Here is a 24,525-nt window from a genome sequence, read left to right as displayed (position 1 = left end):
GCGTGACAAAGAGTTTCACGGCCGACGAGATCCGCGAGGGCCTGGAGAAGATCAAGGCCGACGGTGAGTCCGCCGCGCGGGCGGGGCGCGATCCGATCAATCAGCCCATGATCAACAACTGGGTCGAGGCGCTCGGCGACGTCAACCCGATCTACGTGGACGAGGACGCGGCCAAGGCGGCCGGGCATCCCGGCATCGTGGCCCCGCCCGCCATGGCGCAGGTGTGGACCATGCTGGGGCTGGGCGGGATTCGCGCCGAGGACGACCCCATGACGCGGACCAACGAGCTGTTCGACGCGGCCGGGTTCACCTCGGTCGTGGCCACCAACTGCGAGCAGGTCTACCACCGCTACCTGCAGGTCGGCGAGCAGGTGACGGTGCGCACCAGCATCGGTGACATCGTGGGGCCCAAGAAGACCGGGCTCGGCGACGGCTGGTTCACCACCTACCTCACCAACTGGTACGTGGGTGACGAGCTGGTCACCGAGATGAAGTTCCGGATGCTGAAGTTCGTGCCCGGGACCGGAAAGACGGCCGCGCCCAAGGAATCCGGCGAGGTTTCCACCGAGGATCTGGTCAAGCGCGTGCGCCCCACGGTCTCCAAGGACACCGAGTTCTTCTGGGACGGCATCAAGCTCGGTGAGCTACGGATCCAGCAGCGGCCCGACGGCACGCTGCAGCATCCGCCGGTTCCGGCGCTGTGGAAGGACCACTCCGAGCAGAGCGACTACGTCGTGGCCTCGGGCAAGGGCACCGTGTTCAGCTTCGTGGTGCATCACGCGCCGCGCGTGCCGGGACGGCAGCTGCCCTATGTGATCGCCCTGGTCGAGCTCGAAGAGGGTGTGCGCATGCTCGGTGAGCTGACCGGTATCGACCCGTCCGAGGTCGAGGTCGGGCTGCCGGTCGAGGTCGGTTACCTGAAGCTGGACGACGACAACACCGTGCCCTACTGGAAGGCCGTGCGATGACCACCGTCGAACTCTCCGACGTGAAGGTCGGAACCACGCTGCCGGAGTTGGTGATTCACGCCGACACCACGTTCATCGTCTCGACGGCGCTGGCCACCCGCGACTTCCAGGACGTGCACCACGACCGTGACAAGGCGGTCGAGCGCGGGTCCAAGGACATCTTCGTCAATATCCTCACCGACACCGGTCTGGTGCAGCGGTTCGTGACGGATTGGGCGGGGCCGACGGCCCGGGTCAAGTCCATCGCGCTGCGCCTGGGCGTGCCGCTGTACGCGGGTGACACCCTCACCCTGTCGGGCACCGTCTCGGCCGTGGACGGCGCGGACATCACCATCGATGTGGTCGGCAAGGATTCGCTCGGCGACCACATCTCGGCGAAAGCCGTTATCTCCCTGCAGGAGGCATAGTGACCGGCCAACTCAGTCGAGATGTGCTGAGCCGTAAGGCCGCGATCGTCGGCATCGGTGCCACCGACTTCTCCAAGGATTCGGGACGCAGTGAGCTGCGCCTGGCGGCCGAGGCGGTCACCGCCGCGCTGGCCGACGCGGGCCTCACTCCGGCCGACGTGGACGGCCTGACGACCTTCACCATGGACACCAATACCCAGGCCGCCGTGGCGCGCGCCGCGGGTATCCCGTCCCTGAAGTTCTTCAGCAACATCCCCTTCGGCGGTGGCGCGGCCGCCGCGACCGTGCAGCAGGCCGCCATGGCGGTCGCGACCGGCGTCGCGGATGTCGTTGTGGCCTACCGGGCCTTCAACGAGCGTTCCGGAAACCGGTTCGGCCAGTTCGCGACTCACCTCGCGACCGGCAACCCGAGCTCCTCGGGCGTGGACAACGCGTTCTCCTACACCCACGGCCTGGGTACCCCGGCCGCACAGGTGGCCATGGTGGCGCGGCGCTACATGCACGTCTACGGCGCGCGCAGTGAGGATTTCGGCCGGGTGGCGGTCGCCGACCGCAAGCACGCGGCGGTGAATCCGGCGGCGCACTTCTACGGCAAGCCGATCACCCTCGAGGAGCATCAGGCGTCGCGCTGGATCGCGGAGCCGCTGCACCTGCTGGACTGCTGCCAGGAGACCGACGGCGGCGTCGCCATCGTGGTCACCTCGGCCGAGCGGGCCAAGGATCTGCCCAACAAGGCCGCGCTGATCGCCGGTGCCGCACAGGGTTCCGGCGCGGACCAGTACGTCATGACCAGCTACTACCGTGACGCCATGACCGGGCTGCCGGAAATGGGTCTGGTCGGCGACCAGCTGTGGGCGCAGTCCGGGCTGCGGCCGGAGGACATGCAGGCCGGCATCCTCTACGACCACTTCACCCCGTTCGTGCTCATGCAGCTGGAGGAGCTCGGCTTCTGCGGTCGCGGCGAGGCGAAGGACTTCATTGCCGACGGCGCCATCGAGATCGGCGGCCGCCTGCCGCTGAACACGCACGGCGGCCAGCTCGGCGAGGCGTACATCCACGGCATGAACGGCATTGCCGAGGGCGTGCGCCAGATTCGCGGTACCTCCGTGAATCAGGTGCAGGGCCTGGAGAACATCGTGGTCACCGCCGGAACCGGCGTCCCGACCTCGGGTCTGGTGCTCACCACCAACTAGTGCGGGACTGTGCGGGCCCGAATGATCACGTGATCATTCGGGCCTTCCGCATAAGATCGACATGGTGTCCGACAGGTCTGAAATGGGCGAGTTTCTTCGGTCGCGGCGGTCGCGATTGCGGCCCGAGGACATCGGGTTACCGGTGTGGGGGCGGCGACGGGTGCCCGGGTTGCGGCGCGAGGAGGTCGCGCACCTCGCGGGCGTGAGCGTCGAGTACTACGTCCGGCTGGAACAGGGCCGTGCCGAAGCGGTTTCGGCGGGCATCGTCGACGCCATCGCCATCGCATTGCGGCTGACCGACGACGAGAGCAGACATCTGCACAACCTGGCCCGGCCGCCGCGTTCGTTGTCCCGGGCCGGGCAACCGCTGCGCCCCGGCCTGCGTCAGCTCCTCGACTCGATGACCCGTACTCCCGCCTACGTAGTCGGCCACCACACCGAAATCCTCGGCTGGAATGCCGCGGCGGTCGCGATGTTCGGCGTCGACTTCGCGGAACTGCCGGAACGGGAGCGCAATTGGATGCGCCTGGTCTTCTTCGATCCGGGCATTCGGGCGCTCACCGCGGAAAGCTGGCCGACCATCGCCGGGCACATCGCCGCGGACATGCGGCTGCGGGCCGGCCACCGGCCCGATGATCCGGAACTGCGGGCATTGCTGCGCGACATGAACGAACGCAGCCCGGAATTCCGGGAGTTCTGGGAGACGCACGAGGTCAACGACTTCCAGTACGGCCGCTATCGCCTGCGGCACCCGCAAGCCGGTGACCTGCACCTGGACTACGAGTTGCTGGACATCCCGGCCGAACCCGGAGTGCGAGCGCTCATTGCCTTCACCGCCGCGCCGGGGACCGGTACCGCGCGGGCACTGGACGCACTGCTGGAGTCGAGCACCTCCGAGGTCAAACGCACGAGCTGATCCGTCAGCCGCTCGGGCGGGAAGAGCCACAGGCCCAGCGAATTCGCCCCTGCCTCCAGCAATGCCCGCAGGTGAGCGCGGACCTGGCCGGGAGTGCCCGCGACCGCGAACTCGGTGATCCACTCGTCCGCTACCGCGAGTGGTTCCGAGGGGTCGAGTTCGGCCACGGCGGCACGTATCTCCTTGGCATGCGGTGACTTTCCCACCAAGGCCGAATCCGATTCGGCCCGGAGGAACATTCCGACGGCGTTCCGGACCGCGTCGCGCGCGGCCCGCTCGTCATCGTCGATCGCAGTCAGGACGAAGGCGGTGACCGGTGTGTGCCGGGGCAGCAGTCCGCGTACCCAGCGCACGTAGGCGGGTCCGGCGAGTACGGAAAGCAAGACGCCGTCGGCCTTTTCGCCCGCCAGCCGCAGGCCACGCTCGTTGACCGCGCCGACCCACAGTTCCGGCGGCACCTCGGGCGGGAAGCCCAGCTGAATGCCGGAGAAGGTGTGCGTCTCGGTCTTCCGGTCCGCCGGCTCGCCGGAGAGCAGTTCGCGCAGCACATCGGCGGTCTCGCCGAGCGCGGTCAGTGGACGTGGCGGCAGCAGTCCCATCTGCTCGAGCCAGCCTCGGTTACCCAGTCCGATGCCCGCCCGGACCCGGCCCGGATACGTTCTGGCCAGCCCGGCGAGTTCCATGGCGAGCACGGCCGGATGCCGGGTCGCGATGCTGGCCAGCCCGAGCCCGGCGGGAATCTCCCGGGTCGCCGCCAGCAGCTGGGTCAGGCCGGAGAGCCCGCCGGTGAAGAAGCAGTCCTCCGAGAACCAGAGTTCGCCGAGCCCGAGTCGCTCCGCCAGGGCCGCGCCCGCGGTGAGCTGCTCGGGTGGGGTCAGACTGCCGAAGACGATGCCGATCTTGTTGCTAGGTATCATGTTCAAGTAACCGGTCATGGTGTCCACTTATTCCGGATGGGTAGCGGCTGAGCAAGATTCGGCGGGGGTCGAAGGCGGCGGCGTAGATTGGGGCGCATTCGACTGTGGGGAAAGGGGTCGTCATGACCTTGCGGGAACGGCTGAACGAGCTTCCGGGGCTGGGGGGCACGCTGGTTTACGGGGAGCCGCATCTGACGCCCGACGGGGCCACGATCATTACCGTCGCGGCGGTGAGTTCCTGGCGTGGGGCGCGGCCGGTCGGGGTGTTCGTGGTGCACGGAGGCGAGGTCAAGTGGGAGGCGGCGGTGGATGCGTCGCGGATCGTGACCATCGGCGTGATCACCGGGCTGGTCGCGGCAACGCTCGGGACCTACGCCGTGGTCAAGAACCCGCCGTGGCCGAACATGCGGTTCTGGGACATTCGAATCAGCACTAACGACTAGCCGCGCGGAGCTGGACGGCCAGGACGGTCGCCAGCTGCGCCACGCTCTTCGCGGTGCCCGGCGCGAGTTCGGTTCGGGCACCGGCGAAGCGGTCGAAGATCAGGCCCTCGATGACCGCGATGAAGTCGGCGGCGGCCGTGGCCGGGTGGGCCGCGCCGAGGGTTTCGAACAGTGTCGTGGCGTGCCGGTGGGAGAAGAGGCAGCCTACGAGTTGGGCGTGCAGGTCGCCGTCGCCGAGCAGTTCGATGATGAGGGCGTGCCGGGCGATCAGGTGGTTGCGGCGTTGCGCCAGTAGGCGATCCAGCCAGCCTGCGATGCCTTCCGCGAGCTGATCCGGGTCGCGCCGGTCCATGGCGGGCGGTCGCCCCTCGAAGTCGTCGCGGGAGCGGGTCGCGATGCGGTCCACGATGGCCTCGATCAGCGCTCGTTTGGTTCGGAAGTAATAGGACGTCGACCCGGCGGGCAACTCGAGCGCGGTATCCAGCGCGCGGTGGGTGAGGGCCCGGAGTCCTTGGGCGGCAATGAGATCGATGGCGCTGTCCACGATCAGGGTGCGCCGATCGATTGTGGGTGTGGTCACCTTTGCTCCTCCGCGTTCGCCGAATCCTCTACAACTATAGAGGAAGCTCTACAGCGGTAGAGGATGGAGGAGGGCGTCATGGAAACTCCGCAGATCGTGCTCGATCCGGATCAGCAGCTCGCCGCGGACCGGTTGGCCGCCATCGCGGGACGAATCGGCAAGCGCCGGCCCTTCCGGTTCGGGCAGAGCGGGCCGCGCGGGCTGTACCTCTACGGCGGCCCCGGGCGCGGCAAGACCATGCTGATGAACCGCTTCCTCGACGCGGTGCCCTCGGAGCGCAAGCGGCGCTACCACTTCCACGAGTTCTTCGCGCGCCTGAACGCGGGCATCAACGAGTACGGCAATATCGACGCCTCGGCGGACGCGCTGCTGAACGGCATCGACCTGCTCTGCTTCGACGAATTCCACGTGCACGACTCGGGTGACGCGCGATTGGTGGCCCGGCTGCTGGACAACCTGTTCGCCCGCCGCATCACCCTGGTGGTGACCTCGAACTACCCGCCGCAGGGATTGCTGCCGAACCCGCTGATGCACGCCATGTTCGAACCGACCATCGAGAAGATCCTCGAGCACCTGGACGTGGTGTCGGTGAACGGCCCGACCGACTACCGCTCGCTGGGTGGACGGCACACCGGATTCGCGGCCGGGCACTACGTGGTCGGCTCGTGCGAGGTGATCGGCGCGGCCGAGGTGCCGATCGCGCACCGGCAGTTGCGGGCGCGGGCGCTCGAGAACGGCGAATTGACCGTCGATTTCGCGGAACTGTGCGGTATCCCGGTTTCGGCGGCCGACTACCTGGCCCTCGCGCGGGGGATCGAAAGGTGGGTGGTGTGCGGTGTGCCCGCCATGCACTCCGTCCCACCGGATTGGGTGATGCGGTTCGTGAATCTGGTCGACGTGCTCTACGACGCGGACCTCGAACTGTCCCTGTTCGCCGAGGTCCCACTCGGCGAATTGGGCGCTGAGATCAAGCGGGTTCCGGATCTCTACCGCACCCTCAGCAGGCTCGGTGAGCTGCGTCAACCGGTAAACCTCGAGTCTCGTTAACCGTTCGGCGAAGCCCCGGTGAACTGGCCGACTTGATCGACAGGCACGGTTCACGTCCCGTCAACGCGGAGGGGGTCTTGCGTTGCGGGCCGCTTCCTACCGTGGCGTCAGGAGCAGCACCGAACCGGAGGGGAACGATGCGAATCCGCGAGCAGGCAAGGGATTCCGCGCCGCGGAACCCGAGCTTACCGAAGAGCCCCCACATCCGGAACAGTGCCCGCCTGCGGGTGTTGGTTGTCGCCGAGTCCTTTCTTCCCCAGGTCAACGGCGTCACCAACTCCGTCAGGCGGGTGCTGGATCACCTGGCCGCCAAGGGGCACGAGGCCACCCTGGTCGCGCCGACCGGGCCCGAGAAGTACGCGGGCTTCCGCGTCCACGTCGTGCGCGGAGCGCGACTGCCGTTCTACCGCGACTTTCGAATCGGCCTCGAGACCCGGCGGCGACTGCGCAAGATCATCCGCGAATTCAAACCCGATGTCGTGCACATCGCCTCCCCGGCGACGCTCGGCTATCAGGCGGCCAAGGTCGCGAACGAACTCGGGATTCCGACGGTCGCCATCTATCAGACCGATCTGGTGGGTTTCGCGCTGCGCTACGACCTCCCCGGCGGAGTCCGCGCCATGACCGCGCTGACCCGCCGCATCCACCTCCGCGTGGACCGCACCCTCGCACCCTCCACCGCCAGCCTGCGTCAGCTGGAACTGATGGGCATCCCGGGGCTGGGCCGCTGGCCGCGCGGCGTCGACCTGCAGCAGTTCGGCCCCTTCCGCCGTTCCGAGGAGTTGCGAAAGCGGCTGGCCCCCAAGGGCGAGAAGCTGGTCGGCTACATCGGGCGGCTCGCGCCGGAGAAGGAGCTCGAGCTGCTCGAGCACCTGCGCTCGGTGCCGAACGTGAAGCTGATCATCGTGGGCGGCGGCCCCGAGGAGAAGCGGCTGCGAAAGCTGTTGCCGGACGCGGAGTTCCTCGGCGTGCTGCACGGTGAGGAGCTCGGGGCCGTCTATGCCTCGCTGGATGTCTTCGTGCACACCGGCCGTCACGAAACCTACTGCCAGGCCGCGCAGGAGGCGCTCGCCTCCGGGGTGCCCGTAGTGGCGCCCAAGTCGGGCGGTCCCATCGATGTGGTCTCTCCCGGTGCGGGTTTCCTCTACCCGCCCGGCGATGCCGAGGCCATGACCGAGTTCGTGCGCCGGCTCGTCGAGGATCCGGCGCTGTGCGAGCAGACCGCGGCCATCGCGGTGCGCAGCGTGCGCGACCGGTCCTGGTCCGCGGTCAACGACCTGCTCATCCGTCACTACCGCGAGGTGATCGCGGAACGCCTGCAGCCCGACACGGTGCACGGCGAGGTCCCGGCCACCAAGGAGGCATCCTGATGCTCCGCATCTCCGTCATCGGCACCGGTTATCTGGGCGCCACCCACGCCGCGGGCATGGCCGAACTCGGCTTCGAGGTCCTCGGTGTGGACAACAACGAGGCCAAGGCGGCGGCGCTGTCCGTCGGCAAGGTGCCCTTCCACGAGCCCGGGCTGCCGGAACTGCTGGCCGGGCACGTCGCGGGTGGGCGGCTGCGCTTCGGCACCTCGCTGGTCGAGGCCGCCGAATTCGCCGATGTGCACTTCCTTTGTGTCGGAACGCCGCCCGGGGTGAACGGCGCGGCGGATCTGTCGCAGCTGTACTCCGCGCTGGACGGCCTGGTGCCGCACCTGACCCGCAACTGTCTGATCGTCGGCAAGTCCACGGTGCCGGTCGGTACCGCGGAGGCGCTGACGGCCCGCATCGCCGAGCTGGCGCCGGAAGGGATTTCGGTCGATCTGGCCTGGAACCCGGAATTCCTGCGCGAGGGACATGCGGTGTTCGACACCCTGCACCCGAACCGGCTGGTGTTCGGCGTGACCACGCCGGACGCGGAATGGGCGCTGCGGCAGGTCTATTCGACGCCGATCGCGGCGGGCTCGCCGGTGGTGATCACCAATCTGCCGACCGCCGAGCTGATCAAGGTGTCGGCGAATGCCTTTCTGGCGACCAAGATCTCGTTCATCAATGCCATGGCCGAGCTGTGCGAGATCACCGGCGCGGACGTGACGCTGCTGGCCGAGGCGCTCGGGCACGACGACCGCATCGGGCACAAGTTCCTGGGTGCCGGTCTCGGTTACGGCGGTGGCTGTCTGCCCAAGGATGTGCGGGCGTTGATCGCTCGCGCCACCGAACTCGGTGCGGGTGAATCCGTCGACTTCCTGCGTGATATCGACGCCGTGAACCTGCGCCGCCGGGAGCGGGTGGTCCGGGAGACGCTGGCTCTGCTCGGCGGTCCGCATCGGAGCACCGGTCGAGTCGGCATCCTGGGCGCGGCCTTCAAGCCGCTCTCCGACGATGTGCGCGATTCACCGGCCCTCGATGTGGCGCGGCGGCTGCACGCGGCGGGCGTCGAGGTGACCGTGTTCGACCCGGCCGCCACGAACACCGCGCGTGCCGTGGCGCCGCAACTGGTCTTCGCCGCCACCCCCGCCGCCGCCCTGCACGAGGCGGACGTCGTGCTGCACCTCACCGAGTGGCGCGAATTCCGTGAACTGGACCCGGTCTTCCTGCGCACGGTCGCCCGCGGCCGCGTCCTCATCGACGCCCGCAACACTCTCGACCCGGAGCCCTGGCTGGCCGCGGGCTGGGACTTCCGCGCCCTGGGCCGCCTGGTCGAGCCCCGCACCGCCGCGGGCCGCGTCGGCGCGCCCGCCGGGGCCACCTACTCCACTCCCGCTGTCGCCGTGCGCGATACGGTCGCCGACCAGGCCCGCGCCCTGCCCCAGCCCTCCCCACTGACACGCCTCCGCGCGCGGGTTCGCCGCACTGCCTGATCGACCATCACACCGCCCGATGACGGACGCCGTGCTGCCGAATGCCGGTGGCGCGGCGTTCTCGTCGACGGTGCCGCCCCGACATGTCGGGCGTTCGTCCGGGGATGGTGATGAACGTTGATAAGTGGGGTTGCGCGGCGTCGCCTTTGATGGGATGACTCGGGTCGGGTGACCTGGGTTTTCCGGCTCGCGGTGATCGTTGTGCTGGTGGGGGATTTATGTGGTTCGGGTATGTGATTCCAGCTTCCCGATTCTGGTCCTGAGGGACCGCTTGGCATGTAACTATGTGCCTGTTTTCTGCTGGACTCTGGTTAGGAGTGTTCGTGACTGGGGTGGGGACGGTGGCAACGCGCACGATCGCATTGATCGGGCTCGTGATGCTGGCTGTCGTCGCACTGCGCGGATACCTTCCGGGGACCGGCGGACCCTCCGCACCGCACCCGTCCTCGGCGGTATCGCTGGCTCTCATGCCGGTACTGCTGCTGGTGTCGATGGTGATCCTGGTGGCCGGGGTGATCAACAGTCAGCACCGGCTGCCGCTGGCCATGCCCGAACCCGACCGCGAGAATGCCGTGCGCGGCACGGGATTGCGGCGGATCGGGCTGCTGGTACTGGCCGGGATCGCGGCCGTCGCCTTGATCGCCACCGCCGTGTTCTCGGTGTACCTGGTGACACCGGCACGGCAGAGCGAGGTCGGCACGCTACCCACCGCCGAGCCGACCGGGACCGGTCAACCGGTGGAAACCGTTGCCAATCAACCGGATACGCTGCCCAATCCGTCGCTGCAGGGCCTGAACCTGCTGCTGGTCGGGATTGCGGCGGGCGTGCTGGTCTTCATCGCGCTGGCCGGATTGGTTGTGGTGGCGGTGGGTTCGGGGCGCAAGCCCGACCTGGGCCGCACCCTGCTGACGCAGCCCGCGTCCACCGAGGCGGTATCGCTGGCCAAGGTGGCGGAGATGGGCCTGGCGGCCATGATCGCGCCGGGTCAGGATCCGCGCACCGCCATCATCGCCTGCTATGTCGCCATGGAACGTGGTCTGGCAACGGCACGGGAGGTCGCGCCGCTGGCCTCGGACACCCCGTCGGAGGTGCTGGCGCGCGCCTTCGATCGTGGCTTCCTGCACGACGCCTCGGCGCGGGAGCTGGTCTCGCTGTTCGAGGAGGCCCGCTTCAGTCCGCACTCCATGCTGGAGTGGCAGCGGATGCGGGCCGAGCAGTTGCTGCGCATCGTCTTGGCTGATCTGCAAGGGCAGGCGGTATGAACCGGATCGCGATCGTGGTCGGCGCGCTGATACTGAGCGTCGTCATCGAGATGTCCGCCCTCGGCGATCAGCGTGAGGCGCTGCTGGCCCTGTCGGCCATTCCGGTGGCGGGCGGGCTCGGACTGCTGCTGTGGTCGCTGGTGGAGCGCGCGCGCCGGGCGGCCCCGCCCGAACCGGCCGACAACGACATCGACAACGGCCCGGCCGACATGCTGCGCCGCTGGCAGGCCCGCGCGCAGATGCTGGTCGAGCGGTCCGAGGGTTCGCGGGCCGACTGGGATCGGCACCTACGTCCCTTGCTGGCCAAGGAATTCGAGCTGACCAGCGGGCACCGGATGGCCAAGAACCGGCGCGCGCTGGAGGTGGCGGGACAGCTGCAGTTCGGCCCCGAACTGTGGCGCTGGGTGGACCCGGCCAATTCGGCGCTGCGCGATCAAGCCAATCGCGCACCCGGACGCGAGGCCCTCGACGAAATCCTCCGTCGGCTACAGAACATGTGAGATGAGATGCGAGACATGCGATGACAACACCGATGGACGTGACCATCAAGCGCACCGACGCGGTGCTGCGTGAGGTAGCCCGGGTCGTGGTCGGCAAGCGCGACGAAATGCAGCTGATCATGATCGCGGTGCTGGCCGGCGGCCACATCCTGATCGAGGATCTGCCCGGCCTCGGCAAGACCCTCATCGCGCGGTCCTTCGCCTCGGCGCTCGGGCTGAACTTCACCCGGGTGCAGTTCACCCCCGACCTGCTGCCCGCCGACCTCATCGGCTCCACCATCTACGACATGCATTCGGGCCGTTTCAGTTTCCGGCGCGGCCCGGTGTTCACCAATATGCTGCTGGCCGACGAGGTCAACCGCACCCCGCCCAAGACCCAGGCCGCGTTGCTCGAGGCCATGGCCGAGGGGCAGGTGTCGATCGACGGCGAAACCTTCCCGCTGCCGAACCCTTTCATCGTCTTCGCCACCGACAACCCGATCGAGTACGAAGGCACCTACCCGCTGCCCGAAGCCCAGCTCGACCGCTTCGCCATGCAGCTGCGGCTGGGCTATCTGTCGGAGAGCGACGAGATGAACATGATCCGCCGCCGCCTCGAACGCGGGTCGCAACAGGCCCAGATATCCCAGGTGGTGGATGCCGAAGGGCTGCTGGAGATGCGGCAGGCGGTGGAATACGTGACCGTCCACCCCGACGTGGTCGGCTATGTCGTCTCCCTCGCCGCCGCCACCCGCGGCCACCCCCAGGTGGAGGTCGGGGCCAGCCCGCGCGCCGAACTCGATCTGGTCCAGATGGCCCGCGCCCGTGCACTGCTCAACAATCGCGACTTCGTGGTTCCCGAGGACGTCAAGGCCCTGGCCGTCCCCGCCATGGCCCACCGCATCACGCTGCGCCCCGAGATGTGGGTGCGCCGCATCCGCGGCGAGGACGTCATCGCCGAACTGCTGCGCCGCCTGCCGGTGCCGCGCGCCACCCAGTCCTGAGGTCCGGATGAAGCATCGCGACACGAGTACCACGGTCGAGGCCGAATTGCGCTGGCGGCCCGCGCCATTGGTGTTCATGCTGGCCGCGGTGTCCGCGTCCGCCCTGGTGCTGGCGCTGGTGCTGGGCAAGTGGCAGCTGGTGGTGTTCGCCGCCCCCATGATCGGCGTGCTCGCGACCGCCCCACTGCAGCAGTCCCGCACCAGGATTCAGGTCGACGGGGCCGGGGTGCTGCGCTGCTTCGAGACCGAGGAAGTGGTGCTGACCGCCGCGGCCTTCGTGGAGAGCGGCCACGCCCTGCTGCGCCTGCACCCGGAACCGATGCAGAGCATGGAAGTACACGTCGAAGAGACGGTGGACTCCGGGCCCGCGCCCGCCGGACTGCGGCTGGCGCTGTCCGCGCCGCGCTGGGGACGCTACCCGGTGCCGATGCGGGTCAGTGCGTTGAGCCCGGCCGGGCTGGCGGTCGCCTCGCTGCGCCTGTCCGCCGGCGAGCTGTACATCTACCCGATCACCGATCCGCAGCGAATGCGCTTGCCGCGCACCGAACTTCCCGAACGCATGGGCACCCATCTGACGCGGCGGGCCGGGCCCGGCGTCGAATACGCCGATATCCGCGCGTACACGCCCGGCGATCAGCTGCGCACCGTGAACTGGCCGGTGAGTGCGCGCCGCGGGCAGCTGTTCGTGACCCAGCGCTTCACCAACCGGGCTGCGGATGTGGTTGTGCTGGTGGACACTTCGCTGCAGGCGCCCGGACCGGCTTCGGACTCGCTGGAGCTGTCGGTGCGCGGCGCGGCGCAGGTGGCGCAGTCCGCGCTGCAGGCCGGGGACCGCACGGCCGTGGTGTGCCTGGGTCGGGCGCCGCGCTGGCTGCGCCCGGATATCGGCCGCCGCCAGTTCTATCGCATCGTCGACACCGTGCTCGAGGTCGGCGACGAACACCTGCTCACCGAGGGCACGCTGGCCCCGCATTCCGCGGTCCCGATCGGCGCGGTGATCGTGGCGTTCTCCACCCTGCTCGACACCCAATTCGCCTTGGCCCTCATCGATCTGCGCAAGCGCGGGCACGTCGTGGTGGTGGTCGACGTGCTGCGCGGGCCGCCCTTCGACGGCGACCTGAACTCGACCCTGGCCCGCATGTGGCAGTTGGAGCGCACCTCCATGTATCGCGATATGGGTACCGTCGGCGTCGATATCGTGCCGTGGCCCGAGGACACCCGCCTCGACCAGGTGATGCGACTGATCCCCGAACACCGCCGCACGGTCCGGGTGCGCCGATGACGAGATTCCTGGCGATCCTGTCCGGTCTGCTGCTGACGGCGGCGGTCGGCATCGTGCTGCCGTGGGCGGCGATACCCGTGGGCCTCGCGGTCGTGGCGGGCTGGCGGTGGCGGGTGTGCGCGGTGCTGGCGGTGCTCGCGGCCATGGGGGCGCTGGCCTATATCGGCACCGGCGCCCTGGTGGCGGGCGGCATCGGACTGGTGGCGACCACCTATCTGCTGAACACGGCCACGGTCTCCGCGCCGGTGGGCGTGGTGCCGACCACCGTGCCCTCGGTGGCGGGCGCGCTGGTGTTCACCGTCGCGGCGGGCGCGGCCACCGCGCTGCCCACCGGATTGAACTGGGTGCCGATTCTCGCGCCCTTCACCGTGATCCTGTTGTACGCGTTGCTGGTTCGCGGGCTGGCCGACAACCGGCCGGGCGACTGAGGCGGAAATTCGCTTCGAATCCGGCTGGGCGACTGGTTCACTCGCGCGCATGGAAGAAAAACTGTTGGTCAAGACCTCGAAGCGATTGTCGAGGCATCTGCGCCATGCGCCCGAGGCGATCGGCATCGTGCTGGACCCCGCCGGTTGGGTGGAGGTCACGGCGCTGCTGTCGGCCCTGGCCGCGCACGGCGGCAAGGTCTCCCGCGCCGAACTGGACGAGGTGGTGGCGCGGAACAACAAGCGCCGCTTCGAGTTCGATGCGACGGGAACCCGGATTCGGGCGAGTCAGGGACACAGTGTCGACGTTGACCTGGAATACGGGGCGAGCACGCCGCCCGATCTGCTCTACCACGGCACCGTTGCCGCGGTCCTGCCCGGGATTTACACCGAAGGGCTGAAGCCCATGCGCCGCCACGACGTCCACCTGTCGGCGGATCTCGACACCGCCGTGCAGGTGGGGTCGCGTCATGGAAAACCCGTGGTGCTGACCGTGGATGCCGCGGCTATGCACCGCGACGGGCACGTGTTCCGGGTCAGCACCAACGGGGTCTGGCTGGTGGCCGCGGTCCCGCCGGAGTACCTGACGGGACTGTGAAGGCCACCAGGGCTATTGCAGGGCGGGTGGCATGCGGGTCGGCTTGATCCGGCCGGCGTCGATGAGAGCCCGGAATGCGGCACCCTTGCGTGCGCATTCGGCGACCGCGCAGCGGCGGTGCTGCTGCATGGTGCGGTGGGCTTCCTGAAGTCCGAGCGGGTGATCCGGCGCGAGGTGCGACCATTGGGACGGGTCGCTGCGCGCCAGGGTTAATGTGTTGTGCTCATTGTTGATTCGTTCGCGGATTCGCTCCACGGAAAGTCTGTCCGGGTCCTGGTGGGGGTGGTGCAGACTCATGATGGCAATCGTCATGATCACGAGCGTTGCTAGAGTTGCCGTGAACACTTGCCAGGCGGCCATTGGCTCACCTTCTCCATGTCTATCGGTTGTAGTCAGCTAGTTATTCAGTTGGTTAGCTAGATATTCACCGTATGCCTGAAGACGTTACGCCTCCAGCGCGTCCGGGGTCAGAAACAATCGAATTTCGGCCGCTTTCAGCAACTTCCCCGCTCGTTCCGCCCCATGGCACGCTGAAAGTTTGCGACCATTTCGATGTGACGGACGGTCAGGCTCAACTGCGCTCCATCACCAGCGCGGCACTGCTCGTCGAGTTCGCGGTCGCGCGCGGGCTCGGCATGCCCGATCTCCTGCGCCACACCGGGATTCGGGATCGGGATCTGCTGGATTCCACCGCGGAGATCACCCTCGCGCAGGAGTTGTCCCTGATGCGCAATGTGGTGGCCGGTGTCGGAGACGAGCCCGGAATGGGGCTTATGGCCGGATTGCTGTGTCACCCACCGAGTCTCGGCGTACTCGGCTTCGCGTTGATGAGCTGTTCGACCGTGCGCGACGCCGTGGAGTTGGCGCTGCGCTACACCGACCTGTCCTTCACCGTCGCGCGCCACCACCTGGTCATCACCGGCGACGATGTCTCCATCGTGCGGGACGACAGCGGGGTGCCGCCGGAGATCCGGCGCTTCGCGGTGGAACGAGATGTGGCCGCCATCTGGACGATTCAGCAGGACGTCATGCCGATGCGTCCGCCCATCACCCGGGTGGCGGTGGCGTTCTCACCGCATCCGGTCTACGAGATGTTCGGGGCCATGCTCGGGGTCGAGGAGGTCGTCTTCAATGCCCCGCGCTCGGTCGTCACCGGACCGTCCAGTATCCAGAATCTGCAGCTGCCACAGGCGAATACGGCCACCGCGCGCTTCTATGAGCAGCAGTGCGCGGACCTTATGCAGCGCCGCAAGCGTCGCCGCGGCATCAGCGGGCAGGTACGTCAGCTGCTGATCGCCAGGGGCGGCATAGCGGACCAATCACGCATAGCGGCAGAATTGGATCTCAGCGTGCGCACCCTGCGCCGTCGCCTGTCCGACGAGGGCACCACCTTCCGTGAACTCTCCACGGAGACCGTCGGTCTCCTCGCCGAGGAACTGCTCGTGGCCGGAATGACGGTGGAACAGGCCGCAATCCGTCTGGGCTACGGCAGTGTCTCGGCGTTTACTTCGGCCTTCCGGTCATGGAAGGGTCAATCGCCCGGCCTGTTCGCCCGCGAGAACCGCGGCCGCGTGTCGGTCCGGGTGTGAGTGTCCCGGTCCGGGTGTGATTCGCTCCACCCGGACCGGGCGGTTCACTCAGCCCAACGGAATGCAGACCGACCCGAGATTGAGCCCGGTACCGACGGTCACCAGCGTCGACCCCGACACCGCGGGCGTGTAGTTACCGCCCACGTAGTTGGCCGAGATCCATTGCGCGCCCGTGGTGGTCGGCGTCCAGCTCAACTGCGCCGTGAACGACGGCAGGTTGCCGGGACTCGCCTGATTCAAGGTCGGCACCACCCGGCCGAGAAAGGTCGTCCCGTCCCAGAATTCGACCGGCGGGTAGTTCGCGGGCGCGCCCAGGCCGAGCGATGAATCACCGACAACCGTCGCCGTGATCTGCGCCGTGCACCCGGTGGCGGCCGTCCCCGACACCGACACCGTGGTCTTCCAATCCGACGGCGATGCCCCGGCCGAACCGGCCAAGGCCGTTCCCACGGCCGCGGCCGCCACCAATGCCGTTGCGGCGAAACCGATCTTGCGAACCTGTACCTCGAAACCCTTCATGACGCCCCCATCTCTGCGGTGGTCGGCACGGCCGACCGGTCAGTGTGCAATCAGTGTGACTATCGCGCCCCGCCGCCACGCGCGTTTACACCGATCGCGCCCTCACCGCCCGAGCGCCGCCGCGAGCTGCGCATTCGTCGGCTCGATGAGCACCGTCCCGTCCTGCAGCACGATCACCGGAATGTTCTTGCGCCCACCCGCGATCTCGACCGCCCGCTCCCGAGCCGCGTCATCCTGCTCCACATCGATCTCGGTGAACGCCACCCCGTTCTCCCGCAACCACACCTTCGCCCGCCGGCAATCCCCACACCAGTCGGCCCCGTACAGCACGATGTCGTCCATACCCCGACTCTGCCACCCGCTCATTTCCGGCACACCGACCGACCACCCCGTTAACCCACATACCCAGGTCACAGCAACCACAGAGTTCGATTACCTCCGACCCCTACGCTTCACCCCCATGGCCTACCTCCACCGCATCACCCTCGACCCCGCCATCTGCCACGGCGCCCCCACCATCGAAGGCACCCGCTACCCCACAGCCCTCCTCGTAGACCTCCTCCGCGCCGGCCTGACCCCCACCGAACTCCTCACCGACTGCCCCGCCCTGACGCGCGAAGACCTCATCGCCGCCCTCCTCTACCAAACAAGATCAGGGAGCTCCCACCGCGGAAATCTGTCCGATTCCCCGCGCTGAGAACTCCCTGATCTTGATGCTCGCAATGCGAGGGCCTGGCGGAAGCGGCGAGGATGGGGGAGGGGCGGGTGCGGAGGTGGGCGGCGGTGGCTCGGATGACGATCCAGTCGAGCGATTCGAGGGCCACTCGCGGTAACCCATGTCGACCCGCGCCACCGAGTACCGCGTTCATCGCGCACCCCGATCGGGATCTTCGGCGCTGAGTTCCGTTGTGGTGCAGTGCGAATCGGAGTCTGGTCCGGGGCCCAACGGCCTTGTATCAATCATCGTCAGCGATCTGATCCTGAACCGCCCGACCGTCAGCCACGGCTAAGCTATCGCGGAGCGTATTTCAATCGTGATACAGTTGGTCATGTGGGAGATCCACTGGACAGATGACTCCGAGCGGCACATAGCCCGACATCGAGTTGTTCCGCACGAAGTCACCGAGGCCACCGAACGCCCGTATGTAACCGTGCCCGCTCGCGATGAGGCCACATTGCTGCTAGGACGTGCCTACTCGGGTCGACTACTCGCAGTCTTTCTCAGCAAGGCTGCCGATGGCCAACCTTCGTCGTCACCGCCCGCGACATGACCGACACGGAACGGCGGACCTTCCTCAGGAGAGCGAAATGACCATGGACCCAAAGAAACTGCAAGAGCTACGTGAGCACTACGACACCCATGGCGCTGATCCGGAAATTGCCGCAGCCGAGGCGGCCGGAACGATCGAGTATGTAGCCGAGCCGGAACCCGCCGCGCTGGCCGGGTACAGCGTCCGGCTCCCGGTACCGGTCCTCGAAGCTGCGCGCAATGCCGCCCGTTCGCGCGGTATCAGCACCGGGGCCTGGTTGCGAGAGGCGATCGAAGCGGCCGTGACAAGCCTCGAGAACGGGACCGACACGGTTCCGATCTCGGTGTTGCTCGCGGCCGTCGAGGAGTACCGGCACCGCAAGGCCTCCTGAACGAACGAAGGCTCTGGCGAACGACACTGGGCCGCAACCGGAGTTGGTTGCGGCCCAGTGAGGGTTTGAGGTCAGGCGTTGGCGGCTGACTTTTCCTTTTCGCGCTGGAGTTCCAGGGCGATGTCGATGAGCTGGTCTTCCTGGCCGCCCACCAGCTTGCGCTGGCCGGCGCGGACGAGCATTTCGGCTGCCGAGACGCCGTAGCGTTCGGCCTGGCGCTCGGCGTGACGGAGGAACGAGGAGTAGACGCCCGCGTAACCCATCATGAGGGCCTGGCGGTCGAGGAGGCATTCGCTCGGCATGGCCGGGCGGACAACGTCTTCCGCCGCATCCGTGACGGCGAAGAAGTCGACGCCGGTCTTGATGCCGAGCTTGTCGCAGACGCCGATGAAGGCTTCGACGGGGAGGTTGCCGGCGCCTGCGCCGAAACGGCGTGCGCTGCCGTCGATTTGGGTGGCGCCGGCGCGGACCGCGTAGACGGAGTTGGCGACGGCGAGGCCGAGGTTCTCGTGGCCGTGGAAGCCGACCTGGGCGTCGTTGCCGAGTTCGGCGACGAGGGCGGAGACGCGGTCGGTGACCTGGTCGAGGACCAGGGCGCCGGCCGAGTCGACGACGTAGACGCACTGGCAGCCCGCGTCGGCCATGATGCGGGCCTGCTTGGCGAGCTTCTCCGGGGTGGTGGAGTGCGCCATCATCAGGAAGCCGACGGTCTCGAGGCCGAGGTCGCGGGCCATATTGAAGTGCTGGATGGAGACGTCGGCCTCGGTGCAGTGGGTGGCGATGCGGCAGATGGACGCACCGTTGTCCTGCGAGATCTTGATGTCTTCCTTGACGCCGACGCCCGGCAGCATGAGGAAGGCGATCTTGGCCTGCTTGGCGGTCTCCGCGGCGGCCTTGATCAGTTCCTGCTCAGGGGTTTTCGAGAAACCGTAGTTGAACGAGGAACCGCCGAGGCCGTCACCGTGGGTGACTTCCAGGACCGGCACACCGGACGCGTCGAGTGCGCCGACGATGTCGCGCACCTCCTGCACGGTGAACTGGTGACGCTTGTGGTGCGAGCCGTCACGCAGGCTGGTGTCGGTGACGCGGATGTCGAGGTCGGCCGAGAACGGCTTCAGGACATTGGGATTGGTCATTATCGGTTCTCCTTACACCCGAGCCGAGAGGATCTGGTCGGCCAGCACATTGCCCACCTGGGTGGCGGCCGCGGTCATGATGTCGAGGTTGCCGGAGTACGGCGGCAGGAAATCGCCCGCGCCCTCGACCTCGACGAAGATCGAAACCTTCGCCATGCCACCGGAAACCAGCGACGGCTCGTCGAACTGCGGCTCGTTGAGCAGCCGGTAGCCGGGCACGTACTGCTGGATCGCCTTCTCCATGCGGTGCACGGATTCGGTGATGGCGTCGCGGTCGGCGTCTTCCGGGATCGCGCAGAAGATGGTGTCGCGCATGATCATCGGCGGCTCGGCCGGGTTCAGGATGATGATCGCCTTGCCGCGCTTCGCCCCACCGATGGTCTCGACACCGGCGGAGGTGGTCTTGGTGAACTCGTCGATGTTGGCGCGCGTACCGGGACCGGCCGACACGGAGGACACCGACGCCACGATCTCGGCGTACTCGACGGGCACGACGCGAGAAACCGCGTGCACCATGGGAATCGTCGCCTGGCCACCGCAGGTGATCATGTTGACGTTCATCTCGTCACGCAGCGAGTCGAGGTTGACCGGCGGAATCACGGCCGGGCCGACAGCGGCGGGAGTGAGGTCGATGGCACGGATGCCCGCCTCGGCGTACTTGGGCGCGTAAGCCCGGTGCACGTACGCGGACGTCGCCTCGAACAGCAGGTCCGGCTTCTCCGGCAATGCCAGCAGCCAGTCCGCGCCCTCGGCGGAGGTCTCCAGGCCCAGCCCGCGAGCCCGCTTGAGCCCCTCGGAATCCGGGTCGATGCCGATCATCCAGCGCGGCTCGATCTTGTCCGAACGCAGCAGCTTGTAGAGCAGATCGGTGCTGATATTGCCGGACCCGACGATCGCGGCGGTGACTTTGCTTCCAGTCACGGCTTTCTCCTACTCGGTGAAGATGTGTATCGCTCGGGTCGCTTACGCGAAACCCAAATGGACGGAACCGAGTCCAGCGAACTCGGCGATGAACTCGTCGCCCGGGCGGGCGTCGATGGCGCGGGTGCAGGAGCCGGGCAGCACGATGTCGCCGGCCTTCAGGCGCACACCGAACTGGGCGACCTTGCGGGCCAGCCACGCCACCGCGATGGTCGGATCGCCGAGCACGGCGTCCGAGCGGCCCTCGGCGATGACCTCGCCATTGCGGGTCAGCACGGCATCAATGTTCTTGATGTCCAACTGATCCGGGGAAACCCGCTGCTTGCCGAGCACGTATCCGGCGGAGGACGCATTGTCGGCGATGGTGTCGCAGAGCGCGATCTTCCAGTCCTTGATGCGGGTGTCGATGAGCTCGATCGAGGGCGCGTAGGCGACGGTGGCCTTGCGCACGTCCTCCTCGGTGCAGTCCTCGCCCGGCAGGTCCGCGCCCAGGATGAAGCCGACCTCGACCTCGACGCGCGGGAACAAGTACTTGGCGGTGTCGACCGGAACGTCTTCGAAGACTTCCATTTCCGCGAGCAGATGCCCGTAGTCGGGTTCGTCCACGCCCATCATCTGCTGCATGGCCTTGGAGGACAGGCCCACCTTGTGGCCGACCACCTTCGCCCCGCCGTCGAAGCGCTGGCGCATGTTGATGAGCTGGATCTCGTAGGCGTCGACCACGTCGATCTCGGGGTAGCGCGCGGCCAGCGGATCGATGGGCAGCCGCGTCCGCTCCGCCGCAGCGAGTTCGTCCGCGAGTTCCTTGCGTAGCGCGTCGGTCAGCACGCTGTGTTCCTTCCATCGGGGGTACCGGCCGGTGGCCCAGTGGTTACGAGACTAGAAATTGAAACGAGTTTTTGTGAAGAACATCGCTTCAGCAGTCCCATCTGCCAGACCAACATAGACCAAACCAGGATTGATTCTATAACGTGTTCTACATGACTGATCGGGATTACGACGTGGTGGTGGTCGGCAGTGGTGCCGCCGGGATGTCCGCCGCCCTCACCGCTGCGCACCACGGTCTGCGCACGGTGCTCATCGAAAAAGCCGCTCATTACGGCGGTTCTACCGCGCGTTCGGGCGGTGGCGTCTGGATTCCCGGAAACAAGGTGCTCAAGGCCGCGGGCAAGGGCAACGACCTCGACGAGGCGCGGACCTACCTCTACAGCATCATCGGCGACGTGGTGCCCAAGGAGAAGATCGATACCTACATCGATCGCGGCGCGGAAGCCTTCGACTACGTGCTCGACCACTCCGCGCTGAAGATGTGCTGGGTACCCGGCTACTCCGACTACTACCCGGAGGCACCGGGCGGCAAGGCCGACGGCCGCAGCTGCGAACCCAAGCCGTTCAACCTCAAGGTGCTGGGCGCGGAACGGTTCAACCTGGAGCCCGCCTACAGCAAGGCTCCGCTGAACGTGGTCGTCATGCAGGCGGACTACAAGAAGCTCAACCTGATTCGCCGCCACCCGGTCGGCATCGCGCGCGTGCTGCGCGTCGGCACCCGCTGGGCGTGGGGCAAGGTCACCGGCAAGGCGCTGGTCGGCATGGGCCAGGCCATCATCGCGGGTCTGCGCAAGGGCCTGCTGGACGCGAATGTGCCGGTGCTGCTGAACACTCCACTCACCGGACTGGTGATCGAGAACGGTGTGGTCACCGGTGTCGACGCCGAGCAGAACGGCGAGACCGTCCGTTTCACGGCCAAGCACGGCGTGATCCTGGCCAGCGGCGGCTTCGAGCACAACGCCGACATGCGGCACAAGTACCAGCGTGAGCCCATCACCACCGAGTGGACCACCGGCGCGGCCGCCAATACCGGCGACGGCATCCGGGCGGGCATCGAAGCGGGCGGCGACATCTCGTTCATGGACGACGCCTGGTGGGGTCCGACCACGTTCCGCGGTGAGGGCAAGCCGTGGTTCTGCCTCGCCGAGCGAAATCTGCCCGGCTCCATCATGATCAACACGCAAGGTCAGCGATTCGGTAATGAGTCCGCTCCTTACGTCGAGGCAGTGCACACCATGTACGGCGGCGAATACGGGCAGGGTGAAGGTCCGGGCGAGAACGTGCCGTGCTGGCTGGTGTTCGATCAGCGCTACCGGTCCCGCTACATCTTCGCCGGATTGCAGCCTGGCCAGCCGATTCCGTCCCGCTGGATGGAAAATGACCTCATTGTCAAGGCCTCCTCGGTGGCCGGGCTGGCCGAGAAGATCGGCGTGCCGGCCGACAAGCTGACCGCCACGATCGAACGCTTCAACGGCTTCGTCGCGGACGGCAAGGACCTCGACTACAACCGTGGCGACAGCGCCTACGACCGCTACTACGGCGACCCGACCATCAAGCCGAACCCGTGCCTCAACAAGCTCGAGGTCGGACCGTTCTACGCGGTGAAGATGGTGCCGGGCGACCTCGGCACCAAGGGCGGTCTCGTCACCGACAACGACGCGCGAGTGCTGCGCGAGGACGGGACCGTGATCGAGGGTCTCTACGCCGCGGGCAACACCTCCTCGCCGGTCATGGGCCACACCTACGCAGGTCCCGGCGCGACCATCGGACCCGCGATCACCTTCGGCTACCTGGCCGCCCTCGACGCCGCCGCCAAGGCGAAACAGAGTGCACCGGCCAAGGCCGACCAGGCGTCCTGAACCGTCCCAACCCGGTTCAGGATCGGGTTGGGCGCGAGTCGGGTCACGTCGAGTCCGCGCCCAACCCACCCGCATGCCCTGTCGTACCGCTCTATCCCGGCAGGGCGCGGGAAAAACACAACTGAACGCCCGGACCGCCACCACGAACGCTCTTTCGGGTGGCGGGACCGGGACCAGACTTTCAGCGCCCACCGATGCGCTACCCGCAGCGCCACCGACGCGCTACCCGGTCAGCGGAGCGGGGGCTTGCGGGGAGCCGAGCCGCGCCGGACCATCGGACGCGAGGACGAGGAGAACTTTTCATGCCCATCGATTTGAGTGTCGCGCTCGGCGCGCAGATCCCCGCGCGCGAATTCAGCTGGTCCGCCGGCGATGTGCAGACCTACAACCTGGCGCTCGGCGCGGGCAACCGCTGGACCGACGCGGCCGAACTGCGCTACGTCGACGACCGCGAGCCCGCCGTACTGCCGTCCTTCGCGACCGTCGCGCCGTCCTTCCACGAGACCGAGCCGCCCAAGGTGAAGTTCGACGGCATCGACATCGACCTGGCCAAGGTCGTGCACGGCAGCCAGGAAACCATCGTGCACCGCCCGATCCCGGCCTCGGGCAAGGGTTCCATCTCCGGACGCATCACCGAGATCTGGGACAAGGGCTCCAACGCCGTCGTGTGGCGTGAGGACACCGCCGTCGGTTCCGACGGCGAACTCCTGTGGACCTCCCGCTCCTCCATCTTCGCCAAGGGTGAGGGCGGCTTCGGCGGCGAACGCGGACCGAGCGCCAAGACCGAACTCCCCGACCGCGCACCGGATTTCGAGGTCCTCACCCCCACCCTCCCCCAGCAGGCGTTGCTCTACCGCATGTGCGGCGACCGCAACCCCCTGCACTCGGACCCCGAATTCGCCCGCAACGCAGGCTTCCCCAACCCCATCCTGCACGGCCTGTGCACCTACGGCCTGGTCCTGAAGACCGCCACCGACACCGTGCTGGCCTCGGATGTGGCCCGCGTCAAGGGCTTCCGAGCCCGCTTCGCCGGAGTCATGTACCCGGGTGAAACCCTCCGCAGCCGAATCTGGCAGCAGGACGGCGAACTCACCATCGCCGTGACCGTCGTCGAACGCGACGACGCCCCCGTCCTCGCCGACGTCGCCCTCACGTACTCGTAACCCACGAGGCTCCAAGATCAGGGAGCTCTCAGCGCGGTGAATCGGACAGATTCCCTCGGTGGGAGCTCCCTGATCTTGTTCAGTCATCGTTTTGTGGATTGAATGGGCCGCTCAGGCGGCGGGCCAGTTCGGGGTCGGAGTGCACCTCTGCGGTTGACTGCCACTCTCGGGCAGCTCGCGAGAACAGCAGTGTGGCGGAGGGGGTCGTGCCTGCTGTCAGGTGGTCCAGTAGTTCCGAAACACATTCCGTGCGTGCGTCATTCGGCAGCCAGGCCAGCCAAGGCAGTTGAGTTGCCAAGGCGTCCTCGACGAGCGTCCGGTTGGCCTTCACTACTGACGCCAGGATTCCGAAGGCCACTGCGGATCCGCTGATCATGATCGCCGGGTACTCCGAGTGCGGTTCCATAGCGAGAGACTATCTTTCGAGTCCAGCGCATTTCTGGGCCGACTTAGAGGCGCGGGGCTGTCGGCGAGGCACCAGTGTCTTCGGGCGGATACTTCTG

At 67.4% G+C, this 24,525-nt stretch carries 27 protein-coding genes and 1 pseudogene; 19 read left to right on the top strand and 9 right to left on the bottom strand.

What is annotated here, in order from left to right; all coding sequences use genetic code 11:
* Positions 1-2 precede the first annotated feature (2 nt).
* The 4 genes from ACFXHA_RS09085 (at position 3) to ACFXHA_RS09070 (ending at position 3,484) form a co-directional block, all read left to right on the top strand.
* Positions 3-968, top strand: a complete 966-nt coding sequence (locus ACFXHA_RS09085; protein WP_379354569.1) for a bifunctional MaoC family dehydratase N-terminal/OB-fold nucleic acid binding domain-containing protein — start codon at positions 3-5, stop codon at positions 966-968.
* A complete protein-coding gene (locus tag ACFXHA_RS09080) occupies positions 965-1,375 on the top strand; it encodes a MaoC family dehydratase (protein WP_379354567.1) in 411 nt (136 codons plus the stop codon). The genes ACFXHA_RS09085 and ACFXHA_RS09080 overlap by 4 nt, the downstream gene beginning before the upstream one ends.
* The gene (locus ACFXHA_RS09075; RefSeq protein WP_379354565.1) at positions 1,375-2,568 is read left to right on the top strand and encodes a lipid-transfer protein; all 1,194 of its coding nucleotides are present in this window, start codon (positions 1,375-1,377) and stop codon (positions 2,566-2,568) included. Before ACFXHA_RS09080 ends, ACFXHA_RS09075 begins: the two co-directional genes overlap by 1 nt.
* Positions 2,569-2,632: 64 nt before the next feature.
* On the top strand, positions 2,633-3,484 hold the full coding sequence (locus ACFXHA_RS09070; protein WP_379354563.1) for a helix-turn-helix domain-containing protein: 852 nt from the start codon (positions 2,633-2,635) through the stop codon (positions 3,482-3,484).
* 53 nt (positions 3,485-3,537) lie between these two features.
* Here ACFXHA_RS09070 and ACFXHA_RS09065 read toward each other — a convergent pair.
* A pseudogene (locus ACFXHA_RS09065) lies at positions 3,538-4,401 on the bottom strand (LLM class flavin-dependent oxidoreductase); the annotation flags it as partial.
* A gap of 122 nt (positions 4,402-4,523) precedes the next feature.
* Between ACFXHA_RS09065 and ACFXHA_RS09060 the strand changes: the two are divergent.
* A complete protein-coding gene (locus tag ACFXHA_RS09060) occupies positions 4,524-4,844 on the top strand; it encodes a hypothetical protein (protein WP_379354561.1) in 321 nt (106 codons plus the stop codon).
* Here ACFXHA_RS09060 and ACFXHA_RS09055 read toward each other — a convergent pair.
* Entirely contained in the window at positions 4,834-5,424 is a 591-nt protein-coding gene (locus ACFXHA_RS09055) for a TetR/AcrR family transcriptional regulator (protein ID WP_379354559.1), read from the bottom strand. The two genes, ACFXHA_RS09060 and ACFXHA_RS09055, sit on opposite strands and share 11 nt — an antisense overlap.
* A gap of 78 nt (positions 5,425-5,502) precedes the next feature.
* Here ACFXHA_RS09055 and zapE point away from each other — a divergent pair, with 78 nt between their 5' ends.
* The 9 genes from zapE to ACFXHA_RS09010 all read left to right on the top strand — a co-directional run bounded on the left by zapE (position 5,503) and on the right by ACFXHA_RS09010 (position 14,366).
* A complete protein-coding gene (gene zapE / locus ACFXHA_RS09050; RefSeq protein WP_379354557.1) occupies positions 5,503-6,471 on the top strand; it encodes a cell division protein ZapE in 969 nt (322 codons plus the stop codon).
* Positions 6,472-6,698: 227 nt separating this feature from the next.
* On the top strand, positions 6,699-7,841 hold the full coding sequence (locus tag ACFXHA_RS09045) for a glycosyltransferase family 4 protein (RefSeq protein WP_379354555.1): 1,143 nt from the start codon (positions 6,699-6,701) through the stop codon (positions 7,839-7,841).
* Positions 7,841-9,316 (top strand): UDP-glucose dehydrogenase family protein, encoded by a 1,476-nt coding sequence (locus tag ACFXHA_RS09040; protein ID WP_379354553.1) that lies wholly within the window; start codon positions 7,841-7,843, stop codon positions 9,314-9,316. Before ACFXHA_RS09045 ends, ACFXHA_RS09040 begins: the two co-directional genes overlap by 1 nt.
* A gap of 341 nt (positions 9,317-9,657) precedes the next feature.
* Complete coding sequence (locus ACFXHA_RS09035) at positions 9,658-10,578, top strand: DUF4129 domain-containing protein (protein ID WP_379354551.1); 921 nt, start codon at positions 9,658-9,660, stop codon at positions 10,576-10,578.
* Complete coding sequence (locus ACFXHA_RS09030) at positions 10,575-11,078, top strand: hypothetical protein (protein ID WP_379354549.1); 504 nt, start codon at positions 10,575-10,577, stop codon at positions 11,076-11,078. Before ACFXHA_RS09035 ends, ACFXHA_RS09030 begins: the two co-directional genes overlap by 4 nt.
* Positions 11,079-11,098: 20 nt before the next feature.
* Entirely contained in the window at positions 11,099-12,061 is a 963-nt protein-coding gene (locus ACFXHA_RS09025) for an AAA family ATPase (protein WP_379354547.1), read from the top strand.
* Positions 12,062-12,068: 7 nt separating this feature from the next.
* Positions 12,069-13,343: a DUF58 domain-containing protein gene (locus tag ACFXHA_RS09020; RefSeq protein WP_379354545.1), complete on the top strand. Its 1,275-nt coding sequence runs from the start codon at positions 12,069-12,071 to the stop codon at positions 13,341-13,343.
* Positions 13,340-13,771: a hypothetical protein gene (locus ACFXHA_RS09015; protein ID WP_379354543.1), complete on the top strand. Its 432-nt coding sequence runs from the start codon at positions 13,340-13,342 to the stop codon at positions 13,769-13,771. The genes ACFXHA_RS09020 and ACFXHA_RS09015 overlap by 4 nt, the downstream gene beginning before the upstream one ends.
* Before the next feature lie 49 nt (positions 13,772-13,820).
* Positions 13,821-14,366 (top strand): RNA 2'-phosphotransferase, encoded by a 546-nt coding sequence (locus ACFXHA_RS09010; protein ID WP_379354541.1) that lies wholly within the window; start codon positions 13,821-13,823, stop codon positions 14,364-14,366.
* A 12-nt stretch (positions 14,367-14,378) separates the two neighbouring features.
* Here ACFXHA_RS09010 and ACFXHA_RS09005 read toward each other — a convergent pair whose 3' ends face one another.
* Complete coding sequence (locus ACFXHA_RS09005; protein WP_379354539.1) at positions 14,379-14,726, bottom strand: hypothetical protein; 348 nt, start codon at positions 14,724-14,726, stop codon at positions 14,379-14,381.
* A 194-nt stretch (positions 14,727-14,920) separates the two neighbouring features.
* On the opposite strand from ACFXHA_RS09005, the gene ACFXHA_RS09000 reads away from it, so the two are divergent.
* Positions 14,921-15,955: an AraC family transcriptional regulator ligand-binding domain-containing protein gene (locus tag ACFXHA_RS09000; RefSeq protein WP_379354537.1), complete on the top strand. Its 1,035-nt coding sequence runs from the start codon at positions 14,921-14,923 to the stop codon at positions 15,953-15,955.
* A 48-nt stretch (positions 15,956-16,003) separates the two neighbouring features.
* Here the strand turns inward: ACFXHA_RS09000 and ACFXHA_RS08995 are convergent, their stop codons facing one another.
* Both ACFXHA_RS08995 and ACFXHA_RS08990 read right to left on the bottom strand, forming a co-directional pair.
* A complete protein-coding gene (locus tag ACFXHA_RS08995) occupies positions 16,004-16,474 on the bottom strand; it encodes a hypothetical protein (RefSeq protein WP_379354535.1) in 471 nt (156 codons plus the stop codon).
* Positions 16,475-16,576: 102 nt separating this feature from the next.
* The gene (locus ACFXHA_RS08990; RefSeq protein WP_379354533.1) at positions 16,577-16,816 is read right to left on the bottom strand and encodes a glutaredoxin family protein; all 240 of its coding nucleotides are present in this window, start codon (positions 16,814-16,816) and stop codon (positions 16,577-16,579) included.
* 118 nt (positions 16,817-16,934) lie between these two features.
* On the opposite strand from ACFXHA_RS08990, the gene ACFXHA_RS08985 reads away from it, so the two are divergent.
* Together ACFXHA_RS08985 and ACFXHA_RS08980 are read left to right on the top strand one after the other, a co-directional pair.
* Positions 16,935-17,171, top strand: a complete 237-nt coding sequence (locus ACFXHA_RS08985; RefSeq protein ID WP_379354531.1) for a DUF433 domain-containing protein — start codon at positions 16,935-16,937, stop codon at positions 17,169-17,171.
* 611 nt (positions 17,172-17,782) lie between these two features.
* A complete protein-coding gene (locus ACFXHA_RS08980) occupies positions 17,783-18,115 on the top strand; it encodes a hypothetical protein (RefSeq protein ID WP_379354529.1) in 333 nt (110 codons plus the stop codon).
* 71 nt (positions 18,116-18,186) lie between these two features.
* Here ACFXHA_RS08980 and dmpG read toward each other — a convergent pair whose 3' ends face one another.
* From dmpG to ACFXHA_RS08965, 3 genes are read right to left on the bottom strand one after another with little or no spacing between them, the layout of a single operon-like run.
* Positions 18,187-19,251, bottom strand: a complete 1,065-nt coding sequence (dmpG, locus tag ACFXHA_RS08975) for a 4-hydroxy-2-oxovalerate aldolase (protein WP_379354527.1) — start codon at positions 19,249-19,251, stop codon at positions 18,187-18,189.
* Positions 19,252-19,263: 12 nt separating this feature from the next.
* Complete coding sequence (locus ACFXHA_RS08970) at positions 19,264-20,172, bottom strand: acetaldehyde dehydrogenase (acetylating) (protein ID WP_379354526.1); 909 nt, start codon at positions 20,170-20,172, stop codon at positions 19,264-19,266.
* A gap of 42 nt (positions 20,173-20,214) precedes the next feature.
* On the bottom strand, positions 20,215-21,000 hold the full coding sequence (locus ACFXHA_RS08965) for a 2-keto-4-pentenoate hydratase (RefSeq protein WP_379354524.1): 786 nt from the start codon (positions 20,998-21,000) through the stop codon (positions 20,215-20,217).
* A gap of 152 nt (positions 21,001-21,152) precedes the next feature.
* Here ACFXHA_RS08965 and kstD point away from each other — a divergent pair, with 152 nt between their 5' ends.
* Positions 21,153-22,859 (top strand): 3-oxosteroid 1-dehydrogenase, encoded by a 1,707-nt coding sequence (gene kstD / locus ACFXHA_RS08960; protein ID WP_379354522.1) that lies wholly within the window; start codon positions 21,153-21,155, stop codon positions 22,857-22,859.
* Positions 22,860-23,161: 302 nt separating this feature from the next.
* Positions 23,162-24,022, top strand: a complete 861-nt coding sequence (locus tag ACFXHA_RS08955; protein WP_379354520.1) for a MaoC/PaaZ C-terminal domain-containing protein — start codon at positions 23,162-23,164, stop codon at positions 24,020-24,022.
* Positions 24,023-24,101: 79 nt separating this feature from the next.
* Here the strand turns inward: ACFXHA_RS08955 and ACFXHA_RS08950 are convergent, their stop codons facing one another.
* Positions 24,102-24,428 carry a hypothetical protein gene (locus ACFXHA_RS08950; protein WP_379354518.1) on the bottom strand — a complete coding sequence of 109 codons (327 nt, stop codon included), beginning with the start codon at positions 24,426-24,428 and terminating at the stop codon, positions 24,102-24,104.
* Positions 24,429-24,525: the final 97 nt, after the last annotated feature.

The sequence above is a fragment of the Nocardia sp. NPDC059240 genome (assembly GCF_042753865.1).
Lineage (GTDB): Bacteria > Actinomycetota > Actinomycetes > Mycobacteriales > Mycobacteriaceae > Nocardia.
This window is presented reverse-complemented; position numbering and strand designations above follow the sequence as displayed.